This is a genomic window from Carnobacterium sp. FSL E2-0243, from assembly GCF_038003605.1.
GTDB lineage: Bacteria > Bacillota > Bacilli > Lactobacillales > Carnobacteriaceae > Carnobacterium > Carnobacterium maltaromaticum.
In genome coordinates this window covers 2,521,066-2,547,646 of sequence record NZ_JBBOPM010000001.1, presented here as the reverse complement: position 1 = coordinate 2,547,646, position 26,581 = coordinate 2,521,066, and the positions used below count along the sequence as shown (strand labels likewise).

Below are 26,581 nucleotides of genomic sequence, written 5' to 3'. Positions count from 1 at the left end.
AAAAAATATAATAGTTTTGAAATTAATTTCTTTTAAACGGAAGATTTGGTTTGTGTATAATAATGAACCAAAGAATCAAGTGGTTAAAAAGTCTATTTATAAGTAGAATGGGCTTTTTTATTTATCAAATTAATTTTAGAAATTCACATAAAAATGTAGGGAAAATCATTAAACATAAAATTTGAAGTTAACTTCAAATAATGTTAAAATTAACATTGAATAGAAGTTTACTTCAAAGGAGTGATAGAGATGTTTCAAAGACCTACTTACCTTAAGCAACTTATCCAATTTAAAGATTCTGACTTCATAAAGGTTATTACAGGAGTACGCCGTTCTGGAAAGTCAGTCTTATTAATGCTTTTTAAGGAATACTTACTACAAGAAAATGTACCTGAGGATCACATCATTTACATGAATTTTGAAAGCTTTGACTATCAGACAATTACAACTGAAGAAAAATTTCGTGAAAAATTGAACGAATTGATCCCAAAAGATAATGAAAAAATTTATTTGTTGTTTGATGAAATTCAAGTTGTGGAAGGTTGGCAGCGAGTTGTTAATGGTATTCGAGTTAGTTTCGATAGTGACATCATCATTACAGGATCAAATGCAAATATGCTTTCAGGGGAGCTAGCGACACTTTTAAGTGGACGGTATATTGAAATTCCAATTTATCCATTCTCTTTTCATGAATTTTTAAGCATAAAAGGCATTGAAGCAGATTCTCGTAAAGTAGATGGTGCTTATGTGGAATATGAAAAATATGGTGGATTTCCTAGTGTTGTCATTGCAGAAGAATCCATTAAAGATACTATTTTATCTGGAATTTTTGATACAATCGTTTTAAATGATGTTGCGTTAAGAGCAGGTGTAAAAGATCCTACAGCCTTAAAATCAATCATTCGCTTTTTGTCAGATAATGTGGGTCAGTTAGTTAATGCATCAAAAATTGTAAATACTTTAAAAAATGAAGGTGTTGATACAACGGTTCATACTGTAAATCGTTATTTAGATTTGCTTGAGAATGGCTATTTATTTTATCGAGCCAAACAATATGATATTCGTGGACGAGAATACCTTAGAACTAATGGGAAATATTTTATTGTAGACTCTGGATTACGTAGAAATGCTGTTGGTAGAAAAGATGGTAATTACAGTAATCGTTTAGAAAATATTGTTTTTATAGAATTAAAGAGAAGAGGGTACACGGTAGATGTTGGCAGACTTGATAGTAAAGAAATCGATTTTGTTGCTAGAAAACTAGATGAGACTCTTTACGTACAAGTGGCATACGAATTACCAAATAATACACATGAAACGGATAACCTTTTAAATATCAAAGATAATTATAAAAAAATAGTGGTAACGGGTAGATATCATGATGTGGAGCAAATAGACGGTATTCCAATTATTTATATTGCAGATTGGTTATTGGCAGAGTAATCAATTAACTTTGTTAGGGTGGTGTACAGATGGAAAAGATACAGGTTAACTATGAAGAAATGTATAATAGATCAGACGAAATAGAGTTTTTGAAAAAGCAATTTGAACAATATAAAAAAGAAGCGTATTTTTTTAATAGTTCGGCAGAAGAGATTGCTTTTCTCTATAATTTAGGTTTGTTCTTTTCAGAACATCATGAAAAAAATATTGATTTGAAACATGAGGAGTATATTCAGTATATATTTAGAAATGCAAATGATTACTACTATTCGATATACTGTTACTTACAAGGAATAAAGATTTTTGAAAATAATCTAGATACTTTGGGATACGATGAATCATTCATTGATGAAATAATGAAAAGGTGTTACGTGAACTTAGGAAATGAGCTAAGCAACCATTACAGAACGATTGATGCCTTACACTATTTTAACAAAGCACTATTACTTGATTATAACTTTTCAATGGCTAGAGGTAATCGAGCATTTTGTTTAGAAAAACATTCACCATTCATTGGTTATAATGAACAAGACAAAGTGTTCAACTATATACACGATGAGTACTGGGCAATTGACATATCTGAGGTAGAAAACGGAGAAAGGTTATTTTTAACAAGTATGTTACGATATGATACTTTAAAAAAATCTTATTTAACTAGCCTTACTCAAGGTAAAGATCCACAGTACAGTCCCTTAAATCTATTATCGTCAATTGATTACAAAGAAGAAAGCTATGAAACCTGGTCTGTAAAGAATATCTTGTATTTAAATTTTTTAAATGATTATTGGAGTTTTGAAGAAGCCAAATTTGATATAAATATTGATGACTTTTGTTCAGAGAGAAAAGTACCCGAAACATCTAAGGAGATACTTAATAATATGATAAACAATTTCGTCTCATTGAGAGAAGATTTTTATAAAAATATAAACGACGACGATGAGAATTATTACAGATTAGCAAACATTTTTTGTTCCTCATTTTCTTTTTTTGATAAGGTATCGTTTTTCTTGTATAAGCATTTCGAACTAATTCCACCAAATAATAATGAGCGAAGAGTTAACATGAACAGTATTTGGAACTGTATAAATTCTGAAGGATACAAATTACTGGATCATAAAAATACTTTTCTTTTTAATCTTTATTGGATGAGGAAAGAATATAGGGACGAAAATGATTTAGAATTAAGAAATTTTTTGTTACCAGATGCTCAAGAATTATCAGACTATCGAAACTATTTGGAACATAAAGCTTTTTCTTTTAATGAAAATTCAGAACTTTATTTTATAGATCCTCAATTGTTAGAATCAAAAACATTGAGGTTAATGCAATTAGTTAGAAATATGATTCTTTCAATAATTGGTTTATTAGATATCGATAGTAAATTAATTGATAAAAAATCTGGAAAGAGGGATATTAATTTAACATATCTTAGTTATCAATTATTTTAAGGTGAAGCATACTAATATGTTAACGACGATTTAAATTTAACCTAATTCATAAGTGTGATTGATAGTCAAAAAAGATACAAAATTTTAGAATTGTTTAATATAAAATAGAAGGAGGTTACAGTAATTATGGAAGAACTATTAAATTCTAATGGAGTGATTTTGATAAATAGTTTTATTTACTTTACTTCAGAAGAGAAAAAAGAACTAGAACAAAAATTTGAAAAAAATAATATGAAAATATTTTACTTGGAACAAAGAGGCATTCAAAATTCTATTTTTGAGGGTATGGAAATCATACTGAATAATAATTTATTCAACATGTTAGTTGGTGGATTACTCATGCCAGTAGCCTATGATATTTTAAAAACTAGTTTAGTTAGCATTGTGAATAAAATTAAGAATAGTAATGGTAAAATTGTACGTGCTCATAGAGCTGCTGAGTCAGTAAATGCTGTGATAAAAATTAAAATGGATGCTGGGGAAATAATAGCTTCAATTGAACAAGAACTTTCAACTGAAGAGGTTGAAAAGTATATACAAGCATTTGTTAAAGCGTATGAAATTGCTAATAATACTCCTAATGGGAAAAATCAATACTTTATTGTAGATAAAACATCTGATAATAATCTGGAAATTTTAACTTTACCCGATTATTTGAAGAAGCATAATAAAATTTGAGTGAAAAATACTTTTATATTTAGAAGTTTACTTCAAACTGATACATCATCATAGATGATATAATTGTCATATGTTACCTAAAAATGGTATTAAATTTCTATTAAAAATGAGAATTTAACTGAAAAGGATTTCTTTTGAATAACTAATTATATTAGTATTCATTCTAGCTCGCATATATTTTCTTACTAAAATTTTCAAAAATATCCATAGTAACATATTGAAATAGTTCATAACTAACTATAATTAGCAAAAATTAACGGGATACAACAGTATTCACTAGAAAAACAGAATGCTGTTATATCAACGTTTAGAGCCCCGTAGAGCAATCAGAAAAAGCTAACTTTCTGCTGGAAGGTAGTGTGGGGTGAAATCCTTTTCAGTACTAGAAACGTTGATTTATCAATGTTTCTAGTGTTTTTTTGGTAACGATTTCAATATTCATGGAGGTATCAATTGGGAAAGCAAATTGTTGTTGATGATAATAGAGAATTACTGAACTGGGGAAATCAAATTAACTGACAATAGATTGGATAGTTAGATAAGAAACAAAGCTTTCTCTGTCTTCATTCATGATTTTAGGAAGCCATAAGGGTTCTTACCATCAAATGTTTTTTGTGACATAAATCATGTGATGAAAACAGGGATGCCTAGATACTTTAAAAAAGCCCCCTCTATGAGTGATAGAGGAGGAAGATTGGAAAGCATCATTACTGTGAATAGGGATAGGACGAACGAAGTCATTTGGGTGAAAGTGACGGGGAAGGGGAGCTGTAGATCATTGATAGCGTAGATTACTTTTTCTACGTTCCAAATGCTGGTGTAGCTTTTAACTTTTTTCATATTTTCATACCTTACTTGGTATAATAGTAATGATAGAAAATGAATTTGAGAGGGTTGGTTTCATGAATATAATTGATATTTTAATTTGGGGTGTGTTTATGACGTTTATTGTTATTAACTTACATAAAGCATACGAAAATAACTGGTACAAAAAATGGATAACGGGACGACTACATGGAGAAAAAATTAAATCTCCGGTAATGGAAAGAAGAGAATTTTACGAAAAATTTTATTCTGAAGAAATAAAGGAGATAAAAAGAAAAATACAGAGAAGGGTACTAAAAAAACACCTAGAAAGAATAAAGTCAAAAATTCAAGAATCATTCAATCTAGAAACAACAAATTCAAAATTAATTTTTTTAGCTACTTGTTTAATAATTTTACTGAAATTGATAAATATATCGCCTTGGGTTAATTTTTCACTGATATTGATTAGTCTCACTATTTTTAGTTATATTGCTTATGATAAATTAATGAACTTTGTAAAAAGAGATCCTAGGGGGAGTATTGGGTATCTTATAATTTTTCCTTTGATGGGTTTTGCTTATACCTTTTTATTTCTAGTTGTTATTGATGATGAGATAATAGCGTTGCCTATGTTAATTCTTTCAGTATATTTCATGATAGTTACATTAGTATTTGCAATTAATATATCGAATGTTGTTATTAAGCCTAAATTAATCAAATTACTCTATACTCTATTATTATCTACAGGAATTCTTTTTATGTCTTATTTTGCCTTTGGCTATGCATTGTACATTTTAGAATATGGAGTAAACAATACAAATATATTTATTAATACGGGTTACAAAGAAATCGTTGAGTTTTTTTCATTTGTAATAGCGTATGGACAATCTACTATTCTAAAAATTCCAGAATTAGTATTTATCAATGAAGAGTCTGCTAATAATATTGAGCCAGTAAAAGCCTCTATTTTACAAGTACATATTATCGGGGCTGCATATTTATCAATTCTTACGTCATTAAATTTTGCTTATCTTTCACGAATTATTTTTCAAGAAAATGAGGAATCTATTGGGCAAAGAAATAGTAAACCAAAAGCCAATTTATTTACTAAACGCTGGTAAATAAATTGGCATATAGTCAAAGATTTTATGGAAAGTTATCAAATAGCTTAACTTCTTTTCCGTTAAAATCTTTTAATCTAAAAAAGGTTAGCCTTAGTTCACTGTTCCTTCTCTGTACTGGTTATTGAAATCTTTTTCAGTCATGTAGTATATATCAGTATACTTATAGAGTAAGTCATAGGGCCTGCAAATATTTATTTGCTTCCCTTCTTTAAAATAATGGCCTAATAAAGTGTTATTTCGAATGTTAGTTATGCAACAAATTTTGTCATCTATCTGGATAATTGGGCATTCTCTATTTAATATATAGCGCTTTGCACCAAAATACATGATAATCATCAGGCTTACAAAGCTAATTAAGGTACCCAAAAGATAGTATATATTTAAAAATGAATCAGCAGGACTTCTTTTTAATTGATATCCCATAAAAAACACAATAGTGAATCCAATAAATAGAATTCCTAGGAAATTTTTAAAATAGACATCGTCTCCAAGTAATAATGACTTCCTTACATCGATTGTAAGGGTAACATAAACACAGGAAAACATAAATGCTAATGCTGTCCCAGAAAGAAAAAATTGTATAATTGTCTCGCCCATATTGTTCCTCCAATAAAAAGTTAATTAAGTTAAGCATAAACAAAAAACTTTTTAATGTAAATACTTATATGGTTTTACTGGCCTAAATATTCAAATATCCCATGTGAAGTCTCAAGGAAATTCCCTTCAATTTCCATATCACGTCCCAAAGCATCATAATCAATTTAATTTTGCAAGTTACTTGGCACCTCCCCCAGCATCCCAGTTTCTTCAACATAATATTGGGCTACTTCCCCCATATCATTTGTCCTTTTGTAAAACAGCCCCAAACTAACATCAAAACTAACTACAATTGGCAAAAAATAACAGGATTAAACAGTATCCGTGAAAAATCTGAAATACTGTTATAACAACCTATAGAGCACATTGAGACCTACGGAAACTCCAATCAGTCTCCTGGGAGGGTCTGTGGGGTAACCTTTGAACAAAATCTCTAAGTATTGGTATATCAATACTTAGAGATTTTTTGTGTTGTTAAAAAGTAACATACGATGGGAATCTTTCGTCAATTTCTTTTACTTTCTCTGGAGAACTATAAGCTTAAATGTCGATCGTTATTTTAACGTATTTATGTCCCAAGCGTTTTTGTACTTCCTTGATACTTGCTCCTGATTCAAGTAATAAAATATAATAATGGTAGCTCCTGTTATAAAGTAGTTGTTTTTGACGACTGTGCTTTATTGTAATTAGTAGCTATCTTTTTTGAATTTTAAGTAAACTAAAAAAATGTTTGACAACGTTTTCTTTTAATGCTAAAGTAGGTTCATAAGTTAGATACAGGAGTGTTACTGATACGATCAGGCACCACCAAGTCAATAATAACGTTAAGGGATTCCCTTATTCATTTTGCGATGAAAGTTATTTACGATGTTGGTGTTTTTTTCTGTTTTTGAAGGGGGAAACCGAATGTTGACTGTTGTGAAATCTTTAAATAATAATATCATATTAGCTGTTAATAAAGTGGGCAACGAGTTAGTAGCATTTGGAACTGGCATAGGATTTAAGCGGAAAAAAGGTGACCAAGTACCGATGGAAGAGGTGACTAAAGTTTTTCAATCCGGAATGAACCATCAAGCCAGTCGATTGTTAGAAGGATTAAGTCCAGAATTATTAAGTGTCACTGAAAAAATGATTAGCCTAGGTGAGAACAAATTAAATTTAGACATAAATTCATCCTTACTTTTTACTCTTGCAGATCATTTAAGATATGCTATTGAGCGAAAGGAACAAAAGATAGATATTGATACACCTTTCCAGTGGGAGATACCTCATCTATATTTTAAGGAGTATGAAATCGGCATAGAATCGTTGCAGTTAATTCAAATAGAACTTGGGATTGAACTACCAACTACTGAAGCTTCATTTATTGCTTTGCATTTTGTTAACGCTCAAATGGATAATCAATCGATGAATCAAACGATTCGTATGACAACGTTAACCAAAGACATTGTTAAGATTATTCAAGCATGTTTCAATATAAATTTGGATAAGACGACGATGACCTATTCTCGCTTTATTACTCATTTACGCTATTTTATTGCAAGACAAGAATCGGAAAAATTGCAGAGTGCACCGATGGATAGTACGTTAAAAACTATTATTCAAGAACGATATAGTAAAAGTTATGAGTGTGGTTTAATGATTAAAGATATGTTATTAAAGGTATATGGATGGCAAATTTCGGAAGATGAGCTAGTGTACTTAGTCATTCATATTGAAAGAATAATTAAATAACGTTTTGTCTATGGTGTGTTACTGAAAACAGGCATTAACCTAAACAAAAATGTGCAAAGCTTAATTTTATCATTAAGTTGGCAGATTTTTGTTTAGGTTTTTTTTATAGAAAAATAGATAGAAAAGAGGACTGAGCATGGATAAAAAAGAGTTAGCAAAAGCAATTATTAAAGAAATAGGGGGATCAGAAAATATAAATCAAAGTTGGCATTGTATTACTCGACTGCGCTTTAATTATAAGGACAAGGACCAAATTAATCTAGAGAAAATTCGCCAGTTAGAAGGGGTCTTAGGTGCACAATTTCAAAGTGGACAATTTCAAATTATTATTGGTAACGAGGTGACAAGTGTTTATGCTGAAATTAGTCAGTTATTAGATGGAAAAATACAGGAAAGTACAAAATCTGGTCATCATGGTAATCCAATCGAAGTTGTTCTCGATACAATTTCAGGTATATTTACACCTCTATTACCAGCTATTACTGGCGGTGGTTTACTTAAAGGTGTTATGGCTTTACTTGTTGCGATGAAGCTTTTATCGGAAACAAGTTCAAGTTATGAGATTTTAGCTATGATTTCAGATGCACCTTTTCATTTTTTACCATTTTTAATTGCTTATTCAGCAGCTAAACGCTTTAAAACGGATCAATCTTTAGCGGTTACTTTAGCTGGGATTTTAATGTATCCAACAATTATGAATTACGCAAATGGTGGGGAAGTTAATTATCTGAAATTTTTAGGTATAAATGTTCCAATGAATAATTATGCTTCATCCGTTCTACCGATTATTTTAGGTGTCTTATTATTAAGCTACATTCACAAATATATGAACCAGATTGTTCCAAAATCAGTAAAAATTATTTTTGTACCATTACTAACTTTAGTCATTACAGCGCCCATTTTATTAATGGTAATTGCGCCATTAGGAAACTACATCGGTGTATACTTAGAGCGCTTCTTTGCAACTATGTTTGCAGTTGCAGGACCATTAGCAGGTATGTTGATGGGTGGATTAATGCCACTGATTGTTATTACTGGTATGCATTATGCTTTCTTTCCTGGAACTTTCGCTAGTTTAGATAAAGTTGGTTACGATATCATGTTGCTACCAATGAACTTTGTGGCAAATTTAGCCCAAGCAGGAGCTGTTTTGGGAGTCTTAATTAAAACAAAAGATAAAAAAATGAAACAGCTATCTTTCTCAACGATTATTCCAGCCATTTTCGGGATTACAGAACCAGCAATTTATGGTGTCACGATGAAACTCAAGAAACCATTTTATGCCAGTTTAGCTGGAGGAGCTATTGGTGGCGCAATCTTCGGACTATTTAATGTTAAGAGCTTTGCTTTTGCAGTTCCTGGTATTATGTCATTGCCATCTTATTTAGAAAAAGGTACGAATAATTTTATGTTAGCTGTCATTGGGATTGGTGTGAGTTTCAGTGTCTCGCTGATTATTACTTTATTGCTAAACTTTGAAGAGAGTTCGATTGAAACGCAACAAGCTGAATTTTCTCAGCCTGTCCTCCCAATTAATAAAGACTTGCCAATTGATGTTTTAAGTCCCTTAAGTGGGGAAATTTATCCATTAGAAACGGTTCCAGATGCAACTTTTTCAAATGAAATGGTCGGTAAAGGCGTAGCAATTATGCCTAATGAAGGGATGGTTAAAGCGCCATTTTCAGGAACTGTCACAATGTTAACATCAACGAATCATGCAATTGGTTTAACGTCAGATGAAGGTGTAGAGCTTCTAATTCATATTGGTCTAGAGACTGTTGAATTGGCTGGAAAAGGTTTTGATTTACTCGTAACAAAAGGACAATCTGTTAAACGTGGTCAAGATATTTTAGCTTTTGATTTAGAAACAATGAAAAAAGCGGGAATGAATATGATTTCGCCTATAGTCGTTACAAATTCATCTCAGTATCTTGATGTCATTCACACAGCAAATTTAGTAGTAACTGCTGGTGAAAGTAAATTATTAATGCTAATTAACTAAGGTAACACAGTTCGTTTAGCAATTAAGCTATGCGACTTAAAAATAACTCAACCATTATAGGAGGAATTTACGATGATGAAGGAATTACAAACAGGATTTCCAAAAGGATTTTTATGGGGTGGCGCAACAGCAGCTAATCAAATTGAAGGAGCTTTTGATGAAGGAGGGAAAGGTTTATCAACAAGTGATTTTGCCGCATTTAAAGATCCATATGCCGGAGGAGCAGTTGATAATTTTACTTTTAATGTTAGCTCTCAGGAATTAACCGAATATACTGAAAACCCAGAAAAATATTTATTTCCTAAGCGTTGGGGAATCGACTTTTACCATCGTTATATAGAAGATATTGCGCTTTTTGCTGAGATGGGCTTTAAAACTTTTCGAATTTCAATTTCGTGGGCACGCATTTTCCCAACAGGATTAGAAACAGAGCCGAATGAAGAGGGATTAGCTTTTTATGATAAAGTTTTTGATGAATGTTTAAAATATGGCATTGAACCTTTAGTCACAATGTCACATTATGAAATGCCGATTGAATTAACACGTCGTTATAATGGATGGGTTAGTCGTGAATTAATTCCACTATTTGAAAATTATGCTCGTGCTATTTTTAAACGTTATGCAGAAAAAGTAAAGTATTGGATTACGTTTAATGAAATGAATATGAATTTAAATAGTTTATACACTGGAGCAGGAGCTCAAATTGACCGAGTAGATAATGTTTTACAAGCGACTTATCAAGCTTCACATCATCAATTTTTAGCTAGTGCAATTGTGGTTAAATTAGCCCATGAAATGATGCCACAGGCACAAATTGGTTGCATGATTAACCAAATTGAGTCGTATGCTAAGACAACTAAACCAGAGGATCAATTGCAAGCCTTGAAATCAAACCAATTAAATATGTTTTATCCAGATGTACAAGCCCGAGGAGAATATCCAACATATATGACTCGTTACTTTTCTGATAATAACTTAACAATTGAAATGGTGGAGGGGGACGCTGAAATTCTAAAAGCTGGAGTTGTTGACTTTGTTGCAATTAGCTATTATATGACTCATGTGACAGAGGCTCGTCCAGATGCAAGTAAATTAGCGGGTTCATTTGACAGCCCAATTAAAAATGAGCATTTAGAGTTATCTCAATGGGATTGGCCAATTGATCCAATTGGGTTAAGGATTTCGTTGATGAAATTGTATGATCGTTATGAGTTGCCGTTGTTCATTTGTGAAAATGGGTTAGGAGCTAAAGATGTTGTTTCAGCAGATGGTAAAATTCATGATGACTATCGGATTGATTATATTAAAAAACATATTGAACAAATGAAAGAAGCAATTAAAGATGGTGTTGATTTAATGGGTTACACAACATGGGGATGTATCGATTTAGTAAGTTGTGGCACATCACAAATGAGTAAACGTTATGGATTTATCTATGTTGATCAAGATGATGAAGGTAATGGAACGCTAGCTAGAATACCAAAATCTTCATTTTATTGGTACAAAGAAGTAATTGCAACAAATGGTGAAAATTTAGAAGGATAGATAGTTTGAGCAAGCTAATGAGTGATTAATTAGCTTGTTTCTTTGTTTACGTGGCATAGGTATACTTTTGTCGGTTCACTGGTTCCAATTGTTCCGCTTATTAAAAACCTTTTCAAAGGATTACCTGTAATTTGAAGATGATGCTCTAAGACAATTTTTCTTTCAGAAGTTTTTTGAACAAAGATAGCCAATTCATCGAATAGTAGGAAATTATCCGTAGTTTGATACATTATTTTTAATCGTTGGAGCTCCTTAGCAGAAAATGAATTTAATGACTGTCCCCATTTTAAATTAACGTCAATAAAAAAGTTTTTGTTGACAAAATTAAAAGCGCTTACTATAATACATGTTAAGACGGCTTAATACATGTTAATACAAGTTGAAGAGAAGGGGGATACAATGAAAAAAGAAATTTCTGGAAGCACTCTAGTTCCACTCTATAACCAGTTAGCTAATCTGATTGAAAATAAGATACTATCTGGTAGTTATCAATATGGTGAGAAACTTCCTTCTGAAGGTGAATGGATGAAAACATATGATATTAGTCGCGTTACGGTTAGAAATGCTTTAAAGATGCTTGTTGATCGAGGGATTGTTGAAAAAAAACAAGGGAAAGGCGCTTATGTTGTATTTCCTGTCTACAAAGAAACAATTAGTGCCGGCGGTAGTTTTACGTCAGCAGGTGTCACATCTAATAGTATTCCGACTACCAAAATTTTAAAAAAGGAATACCTAGGTTTAAGTGACGGTCAAAAAGCAGAATTGGGATTTATCGAGTCTGAAATAATTTCCTTAAAGCGTATCCGAAGCATTGATTATCAACCGGTTATTTTTGAAATTGATTACGTTGTGAAAGAAATGGAAGCGCTTGTTGATAATTTGACAGAATCTGATTCCTTAATTGAGGTGTTGAAGTCGCAGGGATATCACATCAATCATTTTGATAATGTCATTGACGTGTCAATTGCATCAGCTGAAGTAGCTCAATATTTGCAAGTTGAAGAAGGGGATCCGTTGCTTCACATTAAGCAACAAGTCTTAAATGCTTCCAACAAACTTATTTACTTCAACGAACAGTTCATTAATTCTAAATTATATAAAGTTGCCATTCGTTCTTATTAAGATAAAAAGGAGATGTACCATGAAAAAAATAATTATTGCAACCCATGGAGAGTTGGCGCTAGGCATTAAAAATGCACTTGAGTTGATTGCTGGTAGTATGGCTAAAGAGATTTCGACCTATTCTTTGACACCTGGGAAAAGTGCTACAGATTTTGTGGCAGAGATTGAAAAGGAGATGATTGACCATCCTGATCAGCAGTTTATTGTTATGGGAGATATGTACGGAGCTAGCGTGGTAAACGCTATGTTAAGTTTGGTAAATTATCCCAATGGTGTGTTGCTTTCTGGTGTGAATTTAAGTTTGGCGTTGCAAGTACTTCTAGATGGATCAGAAATGATTTCAGATGAATCAATTGATGAGATGATTAAAGAAGCTCAGAAAGGGATTCTTCGTATTCAACTTGATCAAATAGAGTTAGAAGAAGAAGATTTTTAGAGAGGAAGTTATCAAATGTCGGAAAAAAAATTATTTTTAGATATTTTTAATACAAGAAAACCAATTATTGCCATGATTCATTTAAAAGGAGAGTCAGAAGCAGAGATTCAAGAGCGTGCCAAAAAGGAAATTGCGATTTATGTTGAAGAAGGCGTAGATTGTATCATGATGGAAAATTATTATGGGGATTTTATTCAGCTTGAAAAAGCCATCCAATACATTGTTTCCCTGAAATTGCCAATTCCAATTGGAGTAAATTGTTTGAATTTAGATAGTATGGGTTTTTACTTGGCAAATAAATACGAGCTAGATATTGTTCAAGTCGATTCAGTTGTTGGTCATGTCAAGCAGCGAGATGAAGCGACGCTCCAAGCTTTCTTTGATCTAGAACGAGGACGAACCAAAGCTTGCTTAATCGGTGGTGTCCGCTTTAAATATCAACCAGAATTATCAGAAAAGAGCTTATCAGAGGATTTAAACATTGCTAAAACAAGATGTGATGCTGTAGCAGTGACTCAAAATGCAACTGGCGAAGAAACATCAATGGAAAAGATTCAAGAATTTAGAGATTCTCTAGGTGAGTTTCCTTTGGTGGTAGCAGCAGGTGTAACAGATGATAATGTCTTGGCACAATTAGCAATTTGTGATGCAGCAATTGTGGGAAGTTGTTTTAAGGATACAAAAAAAGATACTGGCGATGTCAGTCGTGAAAATGTACGAAAATTTATGAAATTGATAAAAAAACATAGGGAGGCGTTATAGTTATGAGTATTAAATTAGTGAGAGTAGATCACCGTTTGATTCATGGACAAGTTGGATTTACCTGGACAAAGTTTTTACAGACCAATTGTATCTTAATTGCTAGTGATACAATTATGCAGGATCCGTTGAAGATGACAGCGATGAAGATGGCTGTGCCAACTGGTGTTAAACTAGTTATGAAAAGCATTGATGATTCTATCGCAGCATTAAATTCAGGTGTAACAGATAAGTATAGTTTATTGATTTTATGTGAGTCAATAGAAGACGTAGCCAAATTAGCCAGTCAAGTGCCGTTGATTAAGGAAATTAATTTAGGTGGCATGAAGGATGGTGCGGATAGAAAGCAAGTCTCAAAATCAGTTCACTTATCAGCAGATGATATCGAGTTGATTCAACAATTGTTAAAAACAGGTGTTGATCTAACCGTTCAGATGGTACCTGATGAGCAAGCTGTTGACATCAGAAAATTGATTTAAGGAGGAGAAATAAATGGAGATTACTGCTGGAAATATAATCTTGATGTTTTTAATTGCATTTTTTGCATACATGCATAGCTTCTTTGGTTCAACTATGTGGAATCGACCGATTGTTGTTGGCCCTTTAGTGGGAGTGGCGCTTGGTGATGTAGAGGCTGGTTTGAAATTAGGTGCTACCCTTGAACTCGTCTTTATGGGAGCCTTTCCAGTTGGTGCTAGCAATCCGCCAGATTTTGTTTCTGGAACGATTATTGCTACAGCATATGTTATTATGAGTGGTCAATCAATTTCAAGTGCCGTTTTACTGGCTGTGCCAATTGCCACATTGGTGCTTTTAATTGATAACTTGCAAATGACCTTTCTCTTAACTCATGCGAGCCACAAAGCTGATAAATATGCCCAAGAGGGGAATATAAAAGGCGTTGAACGAACGCAAATTATCTATTCAATCTTGAATAAATTCATACTTGCTTTGGTGGTTGCCGTTGGATTTGCTCTTGGTGTACCAGCAATTGAGAAAATTTTATCTTTTGTTCCTGCATTTATTACCCATGGCCTTGATATTGCAGCAGGCATCATCCCAGCTATCGGGTTCGCCATGTTGGCTAAAATGATGTTAACCAAAAATATGGTGCCTTTTCTTTTACTAGGTTTTCTATTAACGGCTTATTTAAATGTAACTGTTGTAGGTGTGGCACTTTTCGGGATTGTAGCAGTGATGTTAATGATGTCCGTTAGTAAAAATAAGACACAACAGGAGGATTTTGTCGATGACAACGAATTCTAAACCATTAAATGAAGTAGCAGAAGGATCTAAATTAACACGGAAAGATTTTTGGTCAGTGTTCTTTCGTTCGCTGACACTGGATGCCTCATGGAATTATGAGCGCATGCAGAACGTAGCATTTGCCTACACGATGGCGCCTATTATTAAGAGACTATATGAAACCAAGGAAGAGCGGGCCTTAGCTCTGCAGCGTCACCTAGAGTTTATGTCGATTACACCACATATTTCCACTTTGTTATTTGGTATCACGAGTGCTATGGAAGAGGAAAATGCCCGCAACAATGATTTTGATTCTTCCTCGATAAGTGCCGTTAAATCAAGTTTAATGGGACCGATTGCTGGAGTTGGTGATTCATTTTTCTGGGGAACCCTTAAAGTGATTGCTACAGGAATTGCCATCTCATTATCTAATCAGGGAAGTATCTTTGGTCCCATCGCCTTTTTGCTGATTATTAATGTGCCACACTTTGCGCTGAGATATATCTGTTTAGATAAAGGGATTAAGTTTGGTGCTAAGTTCTTTGGTGAATTAGGAAACAGTGGTTTAGTTCAATCTATTACTCAGTCAGCTTCGATTCTTGGGTTAATGGTAATCGGTGCGATGACGGCATCTAACGTTAAATTTGAGTTAATTATGAAAGTTGGTGGCGGAAAAATTGCTGAGTCATTACAAACCTATGTTGACCAAATTATGTTAGGCTTTTTCCCAGCAATGTTCTTTTTAATTATTTATTGGTTATTAGGGAAGAAAGTCAAAACAACGGTATTATTGTTAGGTGTTATTCTGTTTTCAATAGCAGTAGCATTAGTTGGATTAGCTTAAAAGAGGATTAAAGTCACTATCTATGACATTTGTCTTATTGATAAAAATTTATATCTAAGCAAAAAAGAAATAAAACAAGGTCTGTTTTATTTCTTTTTTGTTTTTAGTATCTGTAACATAAGCACTTTTTTACGTTATCAACTGCCTAGATTAATTAAACCTTTAAAAATGTAAGCAACTCCCGAAGTAACTCATTATCGTTATATTTATCAATAGCTGCGACAATATTTTGATTATTACGAGTTGTTTCTAAATCGCTAATATTGATATGATATTTTTCTTCCAAGGTCCCATCATTTATTCCTGAATATAAGAATACCAGGCCTTTCCCAACTGAAACTAAAGATAAGCCTTTATTCAAGCCTTTTACATAAGAATTTACCTTTAAATTTAATCCATTTTTAATCCCTTGGCTAATGACAAAATCAACAATAACCGGGGACTGCTGTCTTTCAAATAAGATAAAGGTTTCTTGACTTAAATCAGCAAAATTTAATTTTTTGATGACTTAATTTACTGGTATAATAAGGTAGAAGTGAGTTTATGTATCAGCGTTTTTCAGACCCAATAAAAATACAAACAAAGCGAGGGAATGCCACTATGGACTTTAAAAAGTTTGAAGAAAATGACTTAGTTAAATGTACAAAAACGTTTATCGAGATTTTTAATGACCATCCATGGAATGATAAATGGACCGTTGAAAGAGCCAAAAACTATCTATCTGATTACTATCATACACCTGGATTTACTGGGATTTTAGCGCTGGAAGAGAATGAAATAGTTGGCTTTATTTATGGTGTGAGTAAAGTCTGGTGGGATGGAAATGAATTTTATATACATGAAATGGGTGTAAAGAGAAACTTTCAAAATAAAGGAATTGGTAAAGCCCTTTTGAATCATTTAATTAAGGAACTTGACAGTAGTGATATTAATAATTTTGCGCTTCTAACGGATCGCGGAGTGCCTGCTGAAGAATTTTATAAAAGAAACGGTTTTAAAGAAATAGAGAGGCTTGTATTTTATAGTCGAGACCTTTAATTGTTAATTGCTCTCTTTACTGGTACAATAAGCGAATAGATAAGAAGGACAATACTCTTGTAGTATAGCTGTTCCAAGCAATAAAAAATAGAAGAAACTGTTCGAAATAATCTGAGAAATAAGAGGAGCAAAATAAAAACTATGAGAAATATAAAACTTACGATTGAATATGATGGGAAACGTTACTTAGGTTGGCAGAGACTGGGTGATTCTGATAATACGATTCAAGGGAAAATTGAAAATATTTTAAAACAAATGACCACTGAAAAAATTGAAATCATTGGTTCTGGTCGGACAGATGCAGGAACCCATGCGCGAGGACAAATTGCTAATTTTAAAACAGAATCAACGATGGAGTTGGCAAAAATGCTTGAGTTTATGAATCGCTATTTGCCACGTGATATTATCATCAAAAAAGTCGAAGAAGTTCCTGAAAGATTCCATTCTAGATACAATGCGACTGGAAAAAAATATAGTTATTATATCTGGAATGATGCGATTCCTTCAGCATTTGAACGCCAGTATACTTTTCAATATGCAAAAAAATTAGATATTGATCGAATGAATAAAGCGTGCAGTCTATTAATTGGAAGCCACGACTTTATTGGTTTTTCTTCACTTAAAAAGTCGAAAAAATCAACGGTTCGAACAATTGAAGAGCTGTCTATCCAGAGAGAGGGTAAGAAAATTCATTTTACCTTTGTGGGGGATGGTTTCTTACACAATATGGTTAGAATCATCATGGGGACGCTTTTAGAAATTGGTGCAGGCACAATGATTGTGGACTCTATTGAAGAAGTTTTTGAAAGTAAAATTAGACAATATGCGGGGGAAACTGTACCTTCCCAAGGTCTTTTCCTAGATGAAGTTTATTACCGTTAAGATTGAACTGAATAAATTGAAAAGGAACCCATTCAATTTTGAATGAGTTCCTTTTTTGTTTAATAAAGTAGTCTTACCCAATAATTGTGAATGTTACTCTTTTTCTTTAGCCCATGAAATCATGAAAGATAATAAGAATAAACTAATGACTGTTCCTTCACGTACAACAATAGGCAATTGATAAAGCAAGGAAAGAAGCAATGAAAAAGATACGCAGAAGATATCGATGCTATAACGATAGAATTTGAAGCTATGATTACTTCGGTTGGCAATTAAGACACAAAAATGTTCGATTGGAAATTTCAATAGATTTAAGGATAAAGCACGTCCGGTGCTATATCCACTAATTGTTGTTCCGACAATAAATAGGAGGACACGTAGAAAGTAATTAGAAATAGTGACAGATTTTAAAAAGGTATATAGAAAAAGATTAATTATAGTACCAAATAAGAGTAACGCCATAAGCATCAAGAAATAAGGCTTAATCGCACGTTGATTGTCGAGAAACCAACAGAGTAGTAAAAAACAACAGTTAATGATTGTCGTAATAGTTCCAATTTTAATTGTCGTAACGTTTGCTAGAGCAACGTTGAGAGAATTGAAGCTACTGACTCCAATCATTGCTTTAATGGTTAGGCTAATTCCAAAAGCACTAAACATATAAAAAATAAGCGATTTAATTAATTTGTTTGTATTCATTCAAAGAACTCCTTTAGGATTTTCCTTAATTATATGGTAAAATCGATCTAGACTATATGAGATATCTCATAGTTTAAAGGGGTAATTTTATGATTAAAACTGCTTATCAAGTTTCAAGTAAAAAACAACTTTTGCAACAAATCAATTTTTTCTCAGAAGAAACCTTAAAAAATAGTTTTATTTTTGAATTTGGTATGAACGAATTTATTCAGCAAGAAGGGAATGAAATGCCTTTTATCTTTTATATTTTGCAGGGTAAAGCCAAAATTTTAAAGACAGAAGAAAATGGAAAACGTTTGATTATTCAGTTCATTGAACGAAATGATTTTATTGGTGAATTATCGCTAGTCAAAGCTGAAGAGCGAGGGAAAGACGTTGTTTCACTTGGTCAGACAATTTGTTTGGGAATTCCAATGTCTTATGCTCAGTCAGTTTTGTTGAATGATGTCCATTTTTTGCAAAAAATTAGTCAATATATTGGACATAAATTATTGATTCGTATGGAGCATTTTGCAGCAAACCAATCCTTTGATTTGAAGTATCGGCTAGCAGAATTAATGCTTGCGGTTTCAGTAGATGATTTATACAAGGAAAAACACACAGAAATTTCCGAATATCTAGGGGTAAGCTACCGTCATTTATTGCATATATTTAGTCAATTCAAAGAATGGGGATTTATTGAAAAAAAAGGTCAAAACTATCAAATTCATCGAAAGAACTTAGAGCTATTTTTAAGGGAGAAACAGAGTTAATTCTTTTTTTAGGAGAACATAAATAAAAAAAAGGCGTTCCAGTTAAGGAAGCGCCTGTTGGATTAAAAAGTGTGTCCATATATTAGTCATTATTTTCCTTTAAATAATCGACCAAGTTTCTTAAACAAACCATCTTCAATGATATCAATGCCCAATCCCCAATTACTGTTGCGAATTTGATTATTTATCTTGATGTAGTCTTCTAACTCTTTGCCAGAAAGAGTTAAATTACGATATGTTTGATAATTCAAGTAGCAAGAAACACCATGTTCAGAGACTTTTTTAGTCACACGATGTTGTAGGTATTTCGACTTAAAGTCACATTCTTGTCGTGTAAAAATTTCTTGTTGGTCAATAGACTGATCAACGGTCAAATGAATTTCCATCTTAACTGAGTTACGGTCGACCCATAATGGGAAATCTTTATGATGATGATTTTCTGCTTCATCATTTAAAAAATAATTTCGGTCCCAATAATGTAAAAAGCGTTTATTGCCTTCTTTTAAATAGGGCTCAGAAATTGTCGCCTTATAAATGACTTTAAGTTCATTTAATTCTTTATTGTCTTCAATGATTTGAATCGAGGTATCACTAAAATGGTTATCAATTTCGTTTTGCTCATACTTATTGTACAAAACCATATTCGAATAAATAGATCCATTAAAACGTGAAATAATATCTTTATTTGCTTGGTTTTTAAACATTTCCCTCGTATTATTGGCAACCCCACCACGCATTGTTCCTTCTAAGGTGAAAGTAGCAACGTCCTCTTTCACATCACAGTGAATAATTTCTTCAATAGCTGGCAATTGATCTTGAAAAGGTGCTTGCTTTTGCAAAGTCGTTCCAGCTTTAATTTCTAAATAATTCATAAAACTATCTTTGCGACGTTTTTCTAAAAATCCTTGATCATTTGCGACTGTAGCATCAACAAAATAAATGTGATTATCAATATAAATTTTCAAAATTGCATGATTAAAATTAAAGGGTGACGGAGTATAAATCGGTAAAAAGATATCTCCATTGTAATTAACTAAGACGATTTCTGAATCAACACCTAAAGAGTCTAAAATCACCTTTAATAAGACTGTCTTAGCTTTGCAATCTCCTTGTTTCGTTTGATAGGTAACTTCAGCAGCTTGTGGCTCATGTCCATCCATTTCAGAGCTATTGTAAAGATAATAGATTTCTTTTTGAACAAAATCTATAGCATACTTAATTTTAGATTCTAAAGAAGGCAAAGCTTCTAAATCTTTAAGTAAATCAGCAGCAAAAATTCCTATCTCTACTTGGTAAAATTGTTTATACAAGTTTGCTAAGGTATCCGTAATTTCTGGATAGCTTTTTTGCGTAGCAAAATCAATAAACGGTGCAATTTCTAAATCTTTTAGCTCTTTTCCAGTATACTGTTGTTCTTCAATGATAAATGAATCTTGATCTTCTAGAACAATTTTTTCTTTCTCTAAAATAGTGTCTGACTCATCTCGGAAATAACGATAATGACCTTCAATGGTTTGGCCTGTTTCGTTTTTTAATTCCCATTGATAATTGCTGTAAGCCCAATAAGGACCTGGATAGGTATAAAGATATCGGAAAAACTTGTTGCGGATGCTGTCACTAGCATAAGTACGCTCAATCGTTGTTTCAATTAAGAAGATATCATTTAAATGAAGATCTCGAATCAAAATAGTGACGCTTTTTTCATTATCAAAATTGCCATAGTTTTCATCTCGAACATGATCTAGAACTTTGACATTAATGTCGTTTAATTTATCAATAACTTGTCCATTGCGTACAACAGCTAATGTATGAATAATAAGCACTTCGTCTTCCCTTAAAATAAAATTAGTTTTAGCCGCTGAATTTAGTGTATTCGGATCATTTAAGGTATAAGACATGGATGTATAACTCTCTAGTGAGTTTGGTTTTGCCGTTTCGACAATCCGACACCAGAAGCAGTAGTCTCGTTCTTGTGCTACTTGCGCATGATAAAAATCTGTTTTTTGAATGGATAACCAATTTTCAATATTTTCTTGCTTTGTTTCTGCAGAACGTAATGCAGGATTTAATCGATAATATTCTTTTCCCATTAGACAAACTCCCCAACTCTTTTTATTTTATTGTATCTTACTTTATAAAGGAATAAAAGATGCAAAATCACAAACGTTGCATAAATAGCGTTTTAATTCAGTTGGGCACTATGAGAAAAAAATATCAGTCTGCCAATAGGTTCGTTCTAAATGCTGAAAAGAATCTGTCAAAATGAGTCCGTTTTCACTATCTGTGAGTTTTATCCTTTATAATAAAGTGTAAATACAGCGATGAAGGAGTCCTCATAATGAAAATTGAACACATTGGTTTATGGACAAAAGATTTAGAAGGCATGCGTAGATTTTATGAAAATTATTTTAATGCCCAAGCGTCAGAATTATATCACAATACTAAAACAGGCTTTCATTCGTATTTTTTAACGTTCGAAAGTGGCGCCAGATTGGAAATTATGTATCGCCAAGACATTACTCATCGTATAGTTGGTGGAGAAATTCTTGGTTTTGCTCATTTAGCAATTGCACTTGGAAATAAAGAAAAAGTGGATGCGTTAACGAAACAACTTGTCGAAGATGGATATGAGTGTTTAAGTCCAAGCCGGACAACTGGTGATGGCTATTATGAATCAGTCATTGCTGATCCAGAAGGAAATCGGATTGAAATTACAGCATAATGGAGGAAAAATAATGAATGTAAAAGCAATAGTTTTAGATATTGATGGAACACTTTTAAATGATGAAAAAAAGTTAACCGAAAAAACGAAAGAAGCGTTAATTAATGCACAACAACAAGGGATTAAAGTGGTCTTAGCTTCAGGCAGACCAACACCTGGTATGTTGAAATATGTCGAAGAATTACAAATGGATCGTTATAATGGTTTGCTTGTATCTTATAATGGTGCCCATGTTTATGATGTTACGGCAGAAAAAGAGTTATTTAGTCAACCGCTATCAGTCAACACTAGTCAGCATATTTTGGAACATTTGAAGCAGTTTGATGTTTTACCTATGATTGCAAAAGATGAGTATATGTACGTAAATAATGTCTTTAATGGGATGTTAGATTTAGGTGAACCGATGGGGATCTTTAATATTATTGAGTATGAATCACGAGGCGGTAACTTCCAGTTGTGTGAAAAAGAAGATTTAGCTGCTTTTGTTGATTTTCCCTTGCATAAAATTCTAGTAGCTGCCCAACCAGAATATCTAAATGAGAATTGGAAAAAAATTATCGCTCCATTTGAAGCAAAAGTCAGCGGTGTTTTTTCAGCTCCAATGTATTTTGAATTTACAGACAAAGGCATTGATAAAGCCAACGCATTAGATAAAACCTTAACTCCTTTAGGAATTGAAAGAGAACACATCATTTCATTTGGTGATGGGCACAATGACTTATCCTTGATTGAATACGCTGGAATGGGTGTTGCGATGGGGAATGCAGTGGATGAATTAAAAAATAATGCTGATAAAATTACGTTAACCAACAATGAAGATGGCATTGCCAAAGCCTTAGCAGAATTATTGTAAGGATAAAAAGATGAGATGAAATAAATCTCGTCTTTTTTTGCGCTTAAATGGTCAAAATCGTTTATACTAGAGTGAGACAATAAGGGAAAGGAATCAAAACTCAATGAATGTTCTTTTAAAATTAAAAAATTTAAAGCACTTGACGACAAGTGAAACAGTGCTAGTTAACTTTATTTTAGCCAGTCCTGAGAAAGTTATTTATTTTTCACCAAAAGAATTAGCTGAAGCTTCTTTTGTGTCTATTTCGACAATTTATCGTTTAATTAATAAACTAAAACTTGATGGTTTAAACGATTTAAAGCTTGAATTGGTTAAGTATTTAAATGCTCATACCTCTGAAACGATCATTGACATTAATTATCCAATTTCGTCAGAAGATAACAATTACGCAGTTATGAAAAATTTACAAACGGTATACGATCAAACAGTCCAAGCAACGATTGCTACAAATGATTTAGAAAATTTGATGGGCACTAGTATTCTTTTGCAAGAAGCTGAGGTGATTGATGTTTATACCACATCAGCCAATCTTTATTTTGCTGAAAACTTTAAATTTCAAATGCAAGAAATCGGGAAAACGGTCCACGTGCCAAAGGATAATTATACACAAAATTTAACGGCAGCCAATAGTACCAAGCAACATCTAGCAATTGTTGTATCATTTGAAGGACGTGGCACGAATATCCCCCAACTATTTGCCATATTAAAGAAAAATAACTGCAAAATCTTACTGATTACTGCAGAGAATAGTCCACTACTCAGTGAAAAAGTCGATAGTCACTTTCTTTTTCCCTCTCTTGAAAGTCATTATCATAAAATTTCATCCTTTTCGACTAGAACGTCGTTAATGTATATATTTGATATCTTATACCTAAGCTATTTCAACAAAGACTATGACAAAAATATTGCGTATAAACTAGAAAATTATAAAAAAATGAATCCTGATTTGGTCTAAAAATGAGAATGGTGGGACATAGATGAAGCAGTTTAAAATGATTAGCTCATAATGTTTATTTTGTTTTGAAAATACTTTTTAGAAATTAACACGTTCATTTCTTTATAAAATAACTCAACGAGTTTACAATGAGTACACAAAGGGATGATTAGAATGGGAGCAAATGCACCGACTGTAAAAGATGATTATATTCGTGTTCGAACGAATAAAGAATTGAAGAAGAAGGCTACTGAAATTGTAGAAAGCATGCAATTAGATATGAGTACAGTAATCAATATGATACTAGACCAAATTGTGAGACACAATGGTTTACCTTTTGATGTTACGAATGAAGATGAGGCGGAAATTCAATTTAAAAAATTACAGTTAGAAGTAGCTAAAGACACGACAGCGGTTAAAGCTGGAAAAGTAAAGGATATTGATGAAGTAAGAGCTTTATTTACTAAATCAAATTTGGATTAAAGCATGGAAGCCTATGGATTACAGTTATCAGAGCTAGCTATACAGGATTTATTGCAAATAGAAGACTATATAGCTAGTTATTTATTACATAGAGGATAACGATCTAGTTATCACTGTTTCCAGAATATTTCATCAAAAACAAGAGTATAACAAGTTATTTTGATGAGTGTCACTATCATAAAGTACATTAGATAAATAAAATAACCTCAAAGTAGGGATTGGTTATCCTTACTTTGAGGTTGTTTTTATACGATTAACATTTAAAAACCATAAGCATCTTCTTGCTCTTGCCACATTTGTTGATAAGCTTTTGTCAAAACAATTGCGTCTTCAACTAACTTATCTAAGCGAAATAAGACATCGTCGTTTACAATTTCGTTCTGATTAAAATCAACCTCTTCAACAAAAACGTAATTGGGAACTAAATTCCCTTTCATATAATTGATAATGGGTTTTAATTGGGTTTCAGCAACAAGAAAATGTTTTGCTGAACCAGCAGTCATTGCCAAACCAATAATTTTTCCTTGAAAAGCATTTTGAGGCAATAAATCAAAGATATTCTTTAAGGTCCCTGGAATAGAGGCTTGAAACGTTGGAGAACCAATTAAAATAATATCAGCATCCATTATGCTTCTAGTAACAAATCCTGTATCTCCATCATAATCTAAAAAGTTGCGACCATCACTAAACTGAATAGTTAATTCTTTTAAATTTAAGAAAGTTAATTCTACATCAGAATAGTTCGTTTGAATCTTTTGTTCAATGGTTTTCATCATTGTTTGGGTTTTTGATCCTACAGTTGAACCTGATAATAAGACGATTTTCATTTAGTATTAGACTCCTTTGCCGTATATTTTTTAACAGCAGGCAAAATTTCATTTCCGATTAATTCAATATTTTTCATGATTTTATCAAAAGGAACCCCGCCGAAATCTAATTGAGCAACGTAACGTTGATGCCCAAACATCTCATGTTGATAAAGAATTTTTTCAATAATTTGTTGTGGTGATCCAACATTAATAATACTACGCTTATCGGTTGCCTGAGCGAAAGCTTGTTTAGGAAAACCTTGTCCATTACTTAATTGGATTCCTTCATTGACATGTGGATAGTATTCTTTCATCGCATCCTGAGAAGTTTCAGCAACATAAAAGAGTCCTGCTGTAGCAATCGGTAGAGTTGTTTCATCATATCCGACTTCAGCAGCAGATTGACGATACGCATCAATTGTTTGCTTAAATACACTAGCAGGACCACCTAGATGGGCCATATACATTGGAACACCAGCACGTCCAGCTCGAATTGCACTTCCAGGAGAACCTCCTACAGCACGCCAAATTGGCAATTGTCCGCCATTTGGTCGAGGAATAATATGTGCATTAGTAAGAGGACGACGGAATTGACCTTCCCAATTAATGTACTCATTTTGATTGATTTTTAATAATAAATCAAATTTTTCCTCAAATAATTCTTCATAGTCCTGCAAATCATACCCTAATAACTCGAATAAACCGACTCGTGAAGCACGTCCAGCCACAAGTTCAACCCGACCGTCTGATAACAAATCAATCGTAGAAAAATTTTCAAATACGCGAACAGGATCAGATGTACTCATAATCGTTGCGCCACTTGAGACTTTGATTTTGGACGTTGCTTGAGCAATTGCTGATAAAACAACAGCATGGGCTTGTGTGACAAAATAGTCCTGATGACTTTCGCCGACAACAAAGGTATCTAGACCTGCTTGTTCAGATAGAATGGCCATTTCTCTAATATCCTTTAAACGCTGTCCAGCTGAAATTTGAGCACCTGTATGGGGATTCGCGATATGGTCTCCTAAAGTATATAAACCAAATTCAATCCCTTTGGTTGAATCAAACTGTGGTAAATAATTTAAATTCTTTTTCATTCATAACACTCCTTAATAAATAGTTTGTTGAGCCGTTTAGGCCTGGCAGAAAAATAGGAAATTCCAATAAAAGTGTCCTTTTACTTTTTTGGGAATTTATCTTTTTTCCGAAGGACTGGTTCAAAAGAACTGGCCTAATAAATAGTTTGTTGAGCCGTTTAGGCCTGGCAGAAAAATAGGAAATTCCAATAAAAGTGTCCTTTTACTTTTTTGGGAATTTATCTTTTTTCCGAAGGACTGGTTCAAAAGAACAGACCCGATAAAACTATATTTCTTAGTTACTTACTAATAGTAACTTATTTTCAATAATGTTGCAACTATTTGACTTATCAGTAGACAAAGCAACTTTCTACTACAAATGATAAAAAAGTGGATGAAAATAGTTTCTTGCTAAAATTTTTCTGAAGAGACTAAGGAATACATGTAACCCACGTATAAAAGGATTTGTTCTGATTTTTGCATGAAAATATTTTCACGTTTCTTTGAACGAAAAGAAAATACTTGAAAAAATTACCGTAATCGTTT

At 32.7% G+C, this 26,581-nt stretch carries 25 protein-coding genes and 3 pseudogenes; 20 read left to right on the top strand and 8 right to left on the bottom strand.

Annotation, left to right across the window (positions count from 1 at the left end; translation table 11 throughout):
* Positions 1-249 precede the first annotated feature (249 nt).
* From MHI00_RS12160 to MHI00_RS12150, 3 genes are all read left to right on the top strand, one after another.
* On the top strand, positions 250-1,443 hold the full coding sequence (locus tag MHI00_RS12160) for an ATP-binding protein (RefSeq protein WP_341113936.1): 1,194 nt from the start codon (positions 250-252) through the stop codon (positions 1,441-1,443).
* Positions 1,444-1,472: 29 nt separating this feature from the next.
* Complete coding sequence (locus MHI00_RS12155) at positions 1,473-2,891, top strand: LA2681 family HEPN domain-containing protein (RefSeq protein ID WP_010051100.1); 1,419 nt, start codon at positions 1,473-1,475, stop codon at positions 2,889-2,891.
* Positions 2,892-3,017: 126 nt separating this feature from the next.
* Positions 3,018-3,569, top strand: a complete 552-nt coding sequence (locus MHI00_RS12150) for a hypothetical protein (RefSeq protein ID WP_341113932.1) — start codon at positions 3,018-3,020, stop codon at positions 3,567-3,569.
* Positions 3,570-3,957: 388 nt separating this feature from the next.
* Here the strand turns inward: MHI00_RS12150 and MHI00_RS12145 are convergent.
* Both MHI00_RS12145 and MHI00_RS12140 read right to left on the bottom strand, forming a co-directional pair.
* A pseudogene (locus MHI00_RS12145) lies at positions 3,958-4,146 on the bottom strand (hypothetical protein); the annotation flags it as partial.
* A 50-nt stretch (positions 4,147-4,196) separates the two neighbouring features.
* Positions 4,197-4,409 (bottom strand): annotated as a pseudogene (locus MHI00_RS12140) (TcpE family conjugal transfer membrane protein); the annotation flags it as partial.
* A 62-nt stretch (positions 4,410-4,471) separates the two neighbouring features.
* Between MHI00_RS12140 and MHI00_RS12135 the strand changes: the two are divergent.
* Positions 4,472-5,497, top strand: a complete 1,026-nt coding sequence (locus MHI00_RS12135; protein WP_341113929.1) for a hypothetical protein — start codon at positions 4,472-4,474, stop codon at positions 5,495-5,497.
* Between the two features lie 93 nt (positions 5,498-5,590).
* Here MHI00_RS12135 and MHI00_RS12130 read toward each other — a convergent pair whose 3' ends face one another.
* Entirely contained in the window at positions 5,591-6,097 is a 507-nt protein-coding gene (locus MHI00_RS12130) for a hypothetical protein (RefSeq protein ID WP_341113928.1), read from the bottom strand.
* A 74-nt stretch (positions 6,098-6,171) separates the two neighbouring features.
* Positions 6,172-6,336, bottom strand: a pseudogene (locus tag MHI00_RS12125) (antirestriction protein ArdA); the annotation flags it as partial.
* 667 nt (positions 6,337-7,003) lie between these two features.
* Between MHI00_RS12125 and MHI00_RS12120 the strand changes: the two are divergent.
* The 11 genes from MHI00_RS12120 to truA all read left to right on the top strand — a co-directional run bounded on the left by MHI00_RS12120 (position 7,004) and on the right by truA (position 17,704).
* Complete coding sequence (locus MHI00_RS12120) at positions 7,004-7,831, top strand: PRD domain-containing protein (protein ID WP_010051107.1); 828 nt, start codon at positions 7,004-7,006, stop codon at positions 7,829-7,831.
* Between the two features lie 136 nt (positions 7,832-7,967).
* Positions 7,968-9,833: a beta-glucoside-specific PTS transporter subunit IIABC gene (locus MHI00_RS12115; RefSeq protein ID WP_341113924.1), complete on the top strand. Its 1,866-nt coding sequence runs from the start codon at positions 7,968-7,970 to the stop codon at positions 9,831-9,833.
* Positions 9,834-9,908: 75 nt separating this feature from the next.
* Positions 9,909-11,378: a glycoside hydrolase family 1 protein gene (locus MHI00_RS12110; protein WP_229252368.1), complete on the top strand. Its 1,470-nt coding sequence runs from the start codon at positions 9,909-9,911 to the stop codon at positions 11,376-11,378.
* 399 nt (positions 11,379-11,777) lie between these two features.
* Positions 11,778-12,500, top strand: a complete 723-nt coding sequence (locus MHI00_RS12105) for a GntR family transcriptional regulator (RefSeq protein ID WP_015075840.1) — start codon at positions 11,778-11,780, stop codon at positions 12,498-12,500.
* 19 nt (positions 12,501-12,519) lie between these two features.
* Positions 12,520-12,936, top strand: a complete 417-nt coding sequence (locus tag MHI00_RS12100) for a PTS sugar transporter subunit IIA (RefSeq protein WP_229252347.1) — start codon at positions 12,520-12,522, stop codon at positions 12,934-12,936.
* A gap of 15 nt (positions 12,937-12,951) precedes the next feature.
* Positions 12,952-13,698, top strand: a complete 747-nt coding sequence (locus MHI00_RS12095; RefSeq protein WP_057000643.1) for a BtpA/SgcQ family protein — start codon at positions 12,952-12,954, stop codon at positions 13,696-13,698.
* Positions 13,699-13,700: 2 nt separating this feature from the next.
* Positions 13,701-14,174 carry a PTS system mannose/fructose/N-acetylgalactosamine-transporter subunit IIB gene (locus tag MHI00_RS12090; RefSeq protein WP_010051122.1) on the top strand — a complete coding sequence of 158 codons (474 nt, stop codon included), beginning with the start codon at positions 13,701-13,703 and terminating at the stop codon, positions 14,172-14,174.
* A gap of 13 nt (positions 14,175-14,187) precedes the next feature.
* On the top strand, positions 14,188-14,961 hold the full coding sequence (locus tag MHI00_RS12085) for a PTS mannose/fructose/sorbose/N-acetylgalactosamine transporter subunit IIC (RefSeq protein WP_229252349.1): 774 nt from the start codon (positions 14,188-14,190) through the stop codon (positions 14,959-14,961).
* Complete coding sequence (locus MHI00_RS12080) at positions 14,945-15,784, top strand: PTS system mannose/fructose/sorbose family transporter subunit IID (protein WP_010051124.1); 840 nt, start codon at positions 14,945-14,947, stop codon at positions 15,782-15,784. The genes MHI00_RS12085 and MHI00_RS12080 overlap by 17 nt, the downstream gene beginning before the upstream one ends.
* Positions 15,785-16,327: 543 nt before the next feature.
* Positions 16,328-16,822, top strand: coding sequence for a GNAT family N-acetyltransferase (locus MHI00_RS12075; protein WP_341113919.1), 495 nt, complete (start codon positions 16,328-16,330; stop codon positions 16,820-16,822).
* 141 nt (positions 16,823-16,963) lie between these two features.
* Positions 16,964-17,704, top strand: a complete 741-nt coding sequence (gene truA, locus MHI00_RS12070) for a tRNA pseudouridine(38-40) synthase TruA (RefSeq protein WP_010051131.1) — start codon at positions 16,964-16,966, stop codon at positions 17,702-17,704.
* Between the two features lie 93 nt (positions 17,705-17,797).
* Here truA and MHI00_RS12065 read toward each other — a convergent pair whose 3' ends face one another.
* Positions 17,798-18,403: a YczE/YyaS/YitT family protein gene (locus MHI00_RS12065; RefSeq protein WP_057000649.1), complete on the bottom strand. Its 606-nt coding sequence runs from the start codon at positions 18,401-18,403 to the stop codon at positions 17,798-17,800.
* 89 nt (positions 18,404-18,492) lie between these two features.
* On the opposite strand from MHI00_RS12065, the gene yeiL reads away from it, so the two are divergent.
* Complete coding sequence (gene yeiL, locus MHI00_RS12060) at positions 18,493-19,155, top strand: transcriptional regulator YeiL (RefSeq protein ID WP_015075847.1); 663 nt, start codon at positions 18,493-18,495, stop codon at positions 19,153-19,155.
* 89 nt (positions 19,156-19,244) lie between these two features.
* Here yeiL and MHI00_RS12055 read toward each other — a convergent pair whose 3' ends face one another.
* Positions 19,245-21,245, bottom strand: coding sequence for a transglutaminase family protein (locus MHI00_RS12055; RefSeq protein ID WP_341113914.1), 2,001 nt, complete (start codon positions 21,243-21,245; stop codon positions 19,245-19,247).
* Between the two features lie 248 nt (positions 21,246-21,493).
* On the opposite strand from MHI00_RS12055, the gene MHI00_RS12050 reads away from it, so the two are divergent.
* The 4 genes from MHI00_RS12050 (at position 21,494) to MHI00_RS12035 (ending at position 24,147) form a co-directional block, all read left to right on the top strand.
* On the top strand, positions 21,494-21,877 hold the full coding sequence (locus tag MHI00_RS12050) for a VOC family protein (RefSeq protein WP_341113913.1): 384 nt from the start codon (positions 21,494-21,496) through the stop codon (positions 21,875-21,877).
* 13 nt (positions 21,878-21,890) lie between these two features.
* A complete protein-coding gene (locus tag MHI00_RS12045; protein ID WP_341113911.1) occupies positions 21,891-22,730 on the top strand; it encodes a Cof-type HAD-IIB family hydrolase in 840 nt (279 codons plus the stop codon).
* A 103-nt stretch (positions 22,731-22,833) separates the two neighbouring features.
* The gene (locus MHI00_RS12040; RefSeq protein ID WP_341113909.1) at positions 22,834-23,685 is read left to right on the top strand and encodes a MurR/RpiR family transcriptional regulator; all 852 of its coding nucleotides are present in this window, start codon (positions 22,834-22,836) and stop codon (positions 23,683-23,685) included.
* 153 nt (positions 23,686-23,838) lie between these two features.
* Positions 23,839-24,147 (top strand): type II toxin-antitoxin system RelB/DinJ family antitoxin, encoded by a 309-nt coding sequence (locus tag MHI00_RS12035; RefSeq protein ID WP_229252356.1) that lies wholly within the window; start codon positions 23,839-23,841, stop codon positions 24,145-24,147.
* Positions 24,148-24,407: 260 nt separating this feature from the next.
* Here MHI00_RS12035 and MHI00_RS12030 read toward each other — a convergent pair whose 3' ends face one another.
* Together MHI00_RS12030 and MHI00_RS12025 are read right to left on the bottom strand one after the other, a co-directional pair.
* A complete protein-coding gene (locus tag MHI00_RS12030; RefSeq protein WP_187958996.1) occupies positions 24,408-24,974 on the bottom strand; it encodes an NADPH-dependent FMN reductase in 567 nt (188 codons plus the stop codon).
* A complete protein-coding gene (locus tag MHI00_RS12025; RefSeq protein WP_229252357.1) occupies positions 24,971-26,056 on the bottom strand; it encodes an LLM class flavin-dependent oxidoreductase in 1,086 nt (361 codons plus the stop codon). Before MHI00_RS12025 ends, MHI00_RS12030 begins: the two co-directional genes overlap by 4 nt.
* Positions 26,057-26,581 lie beyond the last annotated feature (525 nt).

What these genes read in the sequence shown, in the direction of transcription:
- MHI00_RS12160 (WP_341113936.1), top strand. Translation starts at nt 250, where the DNA reads ATGTTTCAAAGACCTACTTACCTTAAGCAACTTATCCAATTTAAAGAT.
- MHI00_RS12155 (WP_010051100.1), top strand. Translation starts at nt 1,473, where the DNA reads ATGGAAAAGATACAGGTTAACTATGAAGAAATGTATAATAGATCAGAC.
- MHI00_RS12150 (WP_341113932.1), top strand. Translation starts at nt 3,018, where the DNA reads ATGGAAGAACTATTAAATTCTAATGGAGTGATTTTGATAAATAGTTTT.
- MHI00_RS12135 (WP_341113929.1), top strand. Translation starts at nt 4,472, where the DNA reads ATGAATATAATTGATATTTTAATTTGGGGTGTGTTTATGACGTTTATT.
- MHI00_RS12130 (WP_341113928.1), bottom strand. Translation starts at nt 6,097, where the DNA reads ATGGGCGAGACAATTATACAATTTTTTCTTTCTGGGACAGCATTAGCA.
- MHI00_RS12120 (WP_010051107.1), top strand. Translation starts at nt 7,004, where the DNA reads ATGTTGACTGTTGTGAAATCTTTAAATAATAATATCATATTAGCTGTT.
- MHI00_RS12115 (WP_341113924.1), top strand. Translation starts at nt 7,968, where the DNA reads ATGGATAAAAAAGAGTTAGCAAAAGCAATTATTAAAGAAATAGGGGGA.
- MHI00_RS12110 (WP_229252368.1), top strand. Translation starts at nt 9,909, where the DNA reads ATGAAGGAATTACAAACAGGATTTCCAAAAGGATTTTTATGGGGTGGC.
- MHI00_RS12105 (WP_015075840.1), top strand. Translation starts at nt 11,778, where the DNA reads ATGAAAAAAGAAATTTCTGGAAGCACTCTAGTTCCACTCTATAACCAG.
- MHI00_RS12100 (WP_229252347.1), top strand. Translation starts at nt 12,520, where the DNA reads ATGAAAAAAATAATTATTGCAACCCATGGAGAGTTGGCGCTAGGCATT.
- MHI00_RS12095 (WP_057000643.1), top strand. Translation starts at nt 12,952, where the DNA reads ATGTCGGAAAAAAAATTATTTTTAGATATTTTTAATACAAGAAAACCA.
- MHI00_RS12090 (WP_010051122.1), top strand. Translation starts at nt 13,701, where the DNA reads ATGAGTATTAAATTAGTGAGAGTAGATCACCGTTTGATTCATGGACAA.
- MHI00_RS12085 (WP_229252349.1), top strand. Translation starts at nt 14,188, where the DNA reads ATGGAGATTACTGCTGGAAATATAATCTTGATGTTTTTAATTGCATTT.
- MHI00_RS12080 (WP_010051124.1), top strand. Translation starts at nt 14,945, where the DNA reads ATGACAACGAATTCTAAACCATTAAATGAAGTAGCAGAAGGATCTAAA.
- MHI00_RS12075 (WP_341113919.1), top strand. Translation starts at nt 16,328, where the DNA reads ATGTATCAGCGTTTTTCAGACCCAATAAAAATACAAACAAAGCGAGGG.
- truA (WP_010051131.1), top strand. Translation starts at nt 16,964, where the DNA reads ATGAGAAATATAAAACTTACGATTGAATATGATGGGAAACGTTACTTA.
- MHI00_RS12065 (WP_057000649.1), bottom strand. Translation starts at nt 18,403, where the DNA reads ATGAATACAAACAAATTAATTAAATCGCTTATTTTTTATATGTTTAGT.
- yeiL (WP_015075847.1), top strand. Translation starts at nt 18,493, where the DNA reads ATGATTAAAACTGCTTATCAAGTTTCAAGTAAAAAACAACTTTTGCAA.
- MHI00_RS12055 (WP_341113914.1), bottom strand. Translation starts at nt 21,245, where the DNA reads ATGGGAAAAGAATATTATCGATTAAATCCTGCATTACGTTCTGCAGAA.
- MHI00_RS12050 (WP_341113913.1), top strand. Translation starts at nt 21,494, where the DNA reads ATGAAAATTGAACACATTGGTTTATGGACAAAAGATTTAGAAGGCATG.
- MHI00_RS12045 (WP_341113911.1), top strand. Translation starts at nt 21,891, where the DNA reads ATGAATGTAAAAGCAATAGTTTTAGATATTGATGGAACACTTTTAAAT.
- MHI00_RS12040 (WP_341113909.1), top strand. Translation starts at nt 22,834, where the DNA reads ATGAATGTTCTTTTAAAATTAAAAAATTTAAAGCACTTGACGACAAGT.
- MHI00_RS12035 (WP_229252356.1), top strand. Translation starts at nt 23,839, where the DNA reads ATGGGAGCAAATGCACCGACTGTAAAAGATGATTATATTCGTGTTCGA.
- MHI00_RS12030 (WP_187958996.1), bottom strand. Translation starts at nt 24,974, where the DNA reads ATGAAAATCGTCTTATTATCAGGTTCAACTGTAGGATCAAAAACCCAA.
- MHI00_RS12025 (WP_229252357.1), bottom strand. Translation starts at nt 26,056, where the DNA reads ATGAAAAAGAATTTAAATTATTTACCACAGTTTGATTCAACCAAAGGG.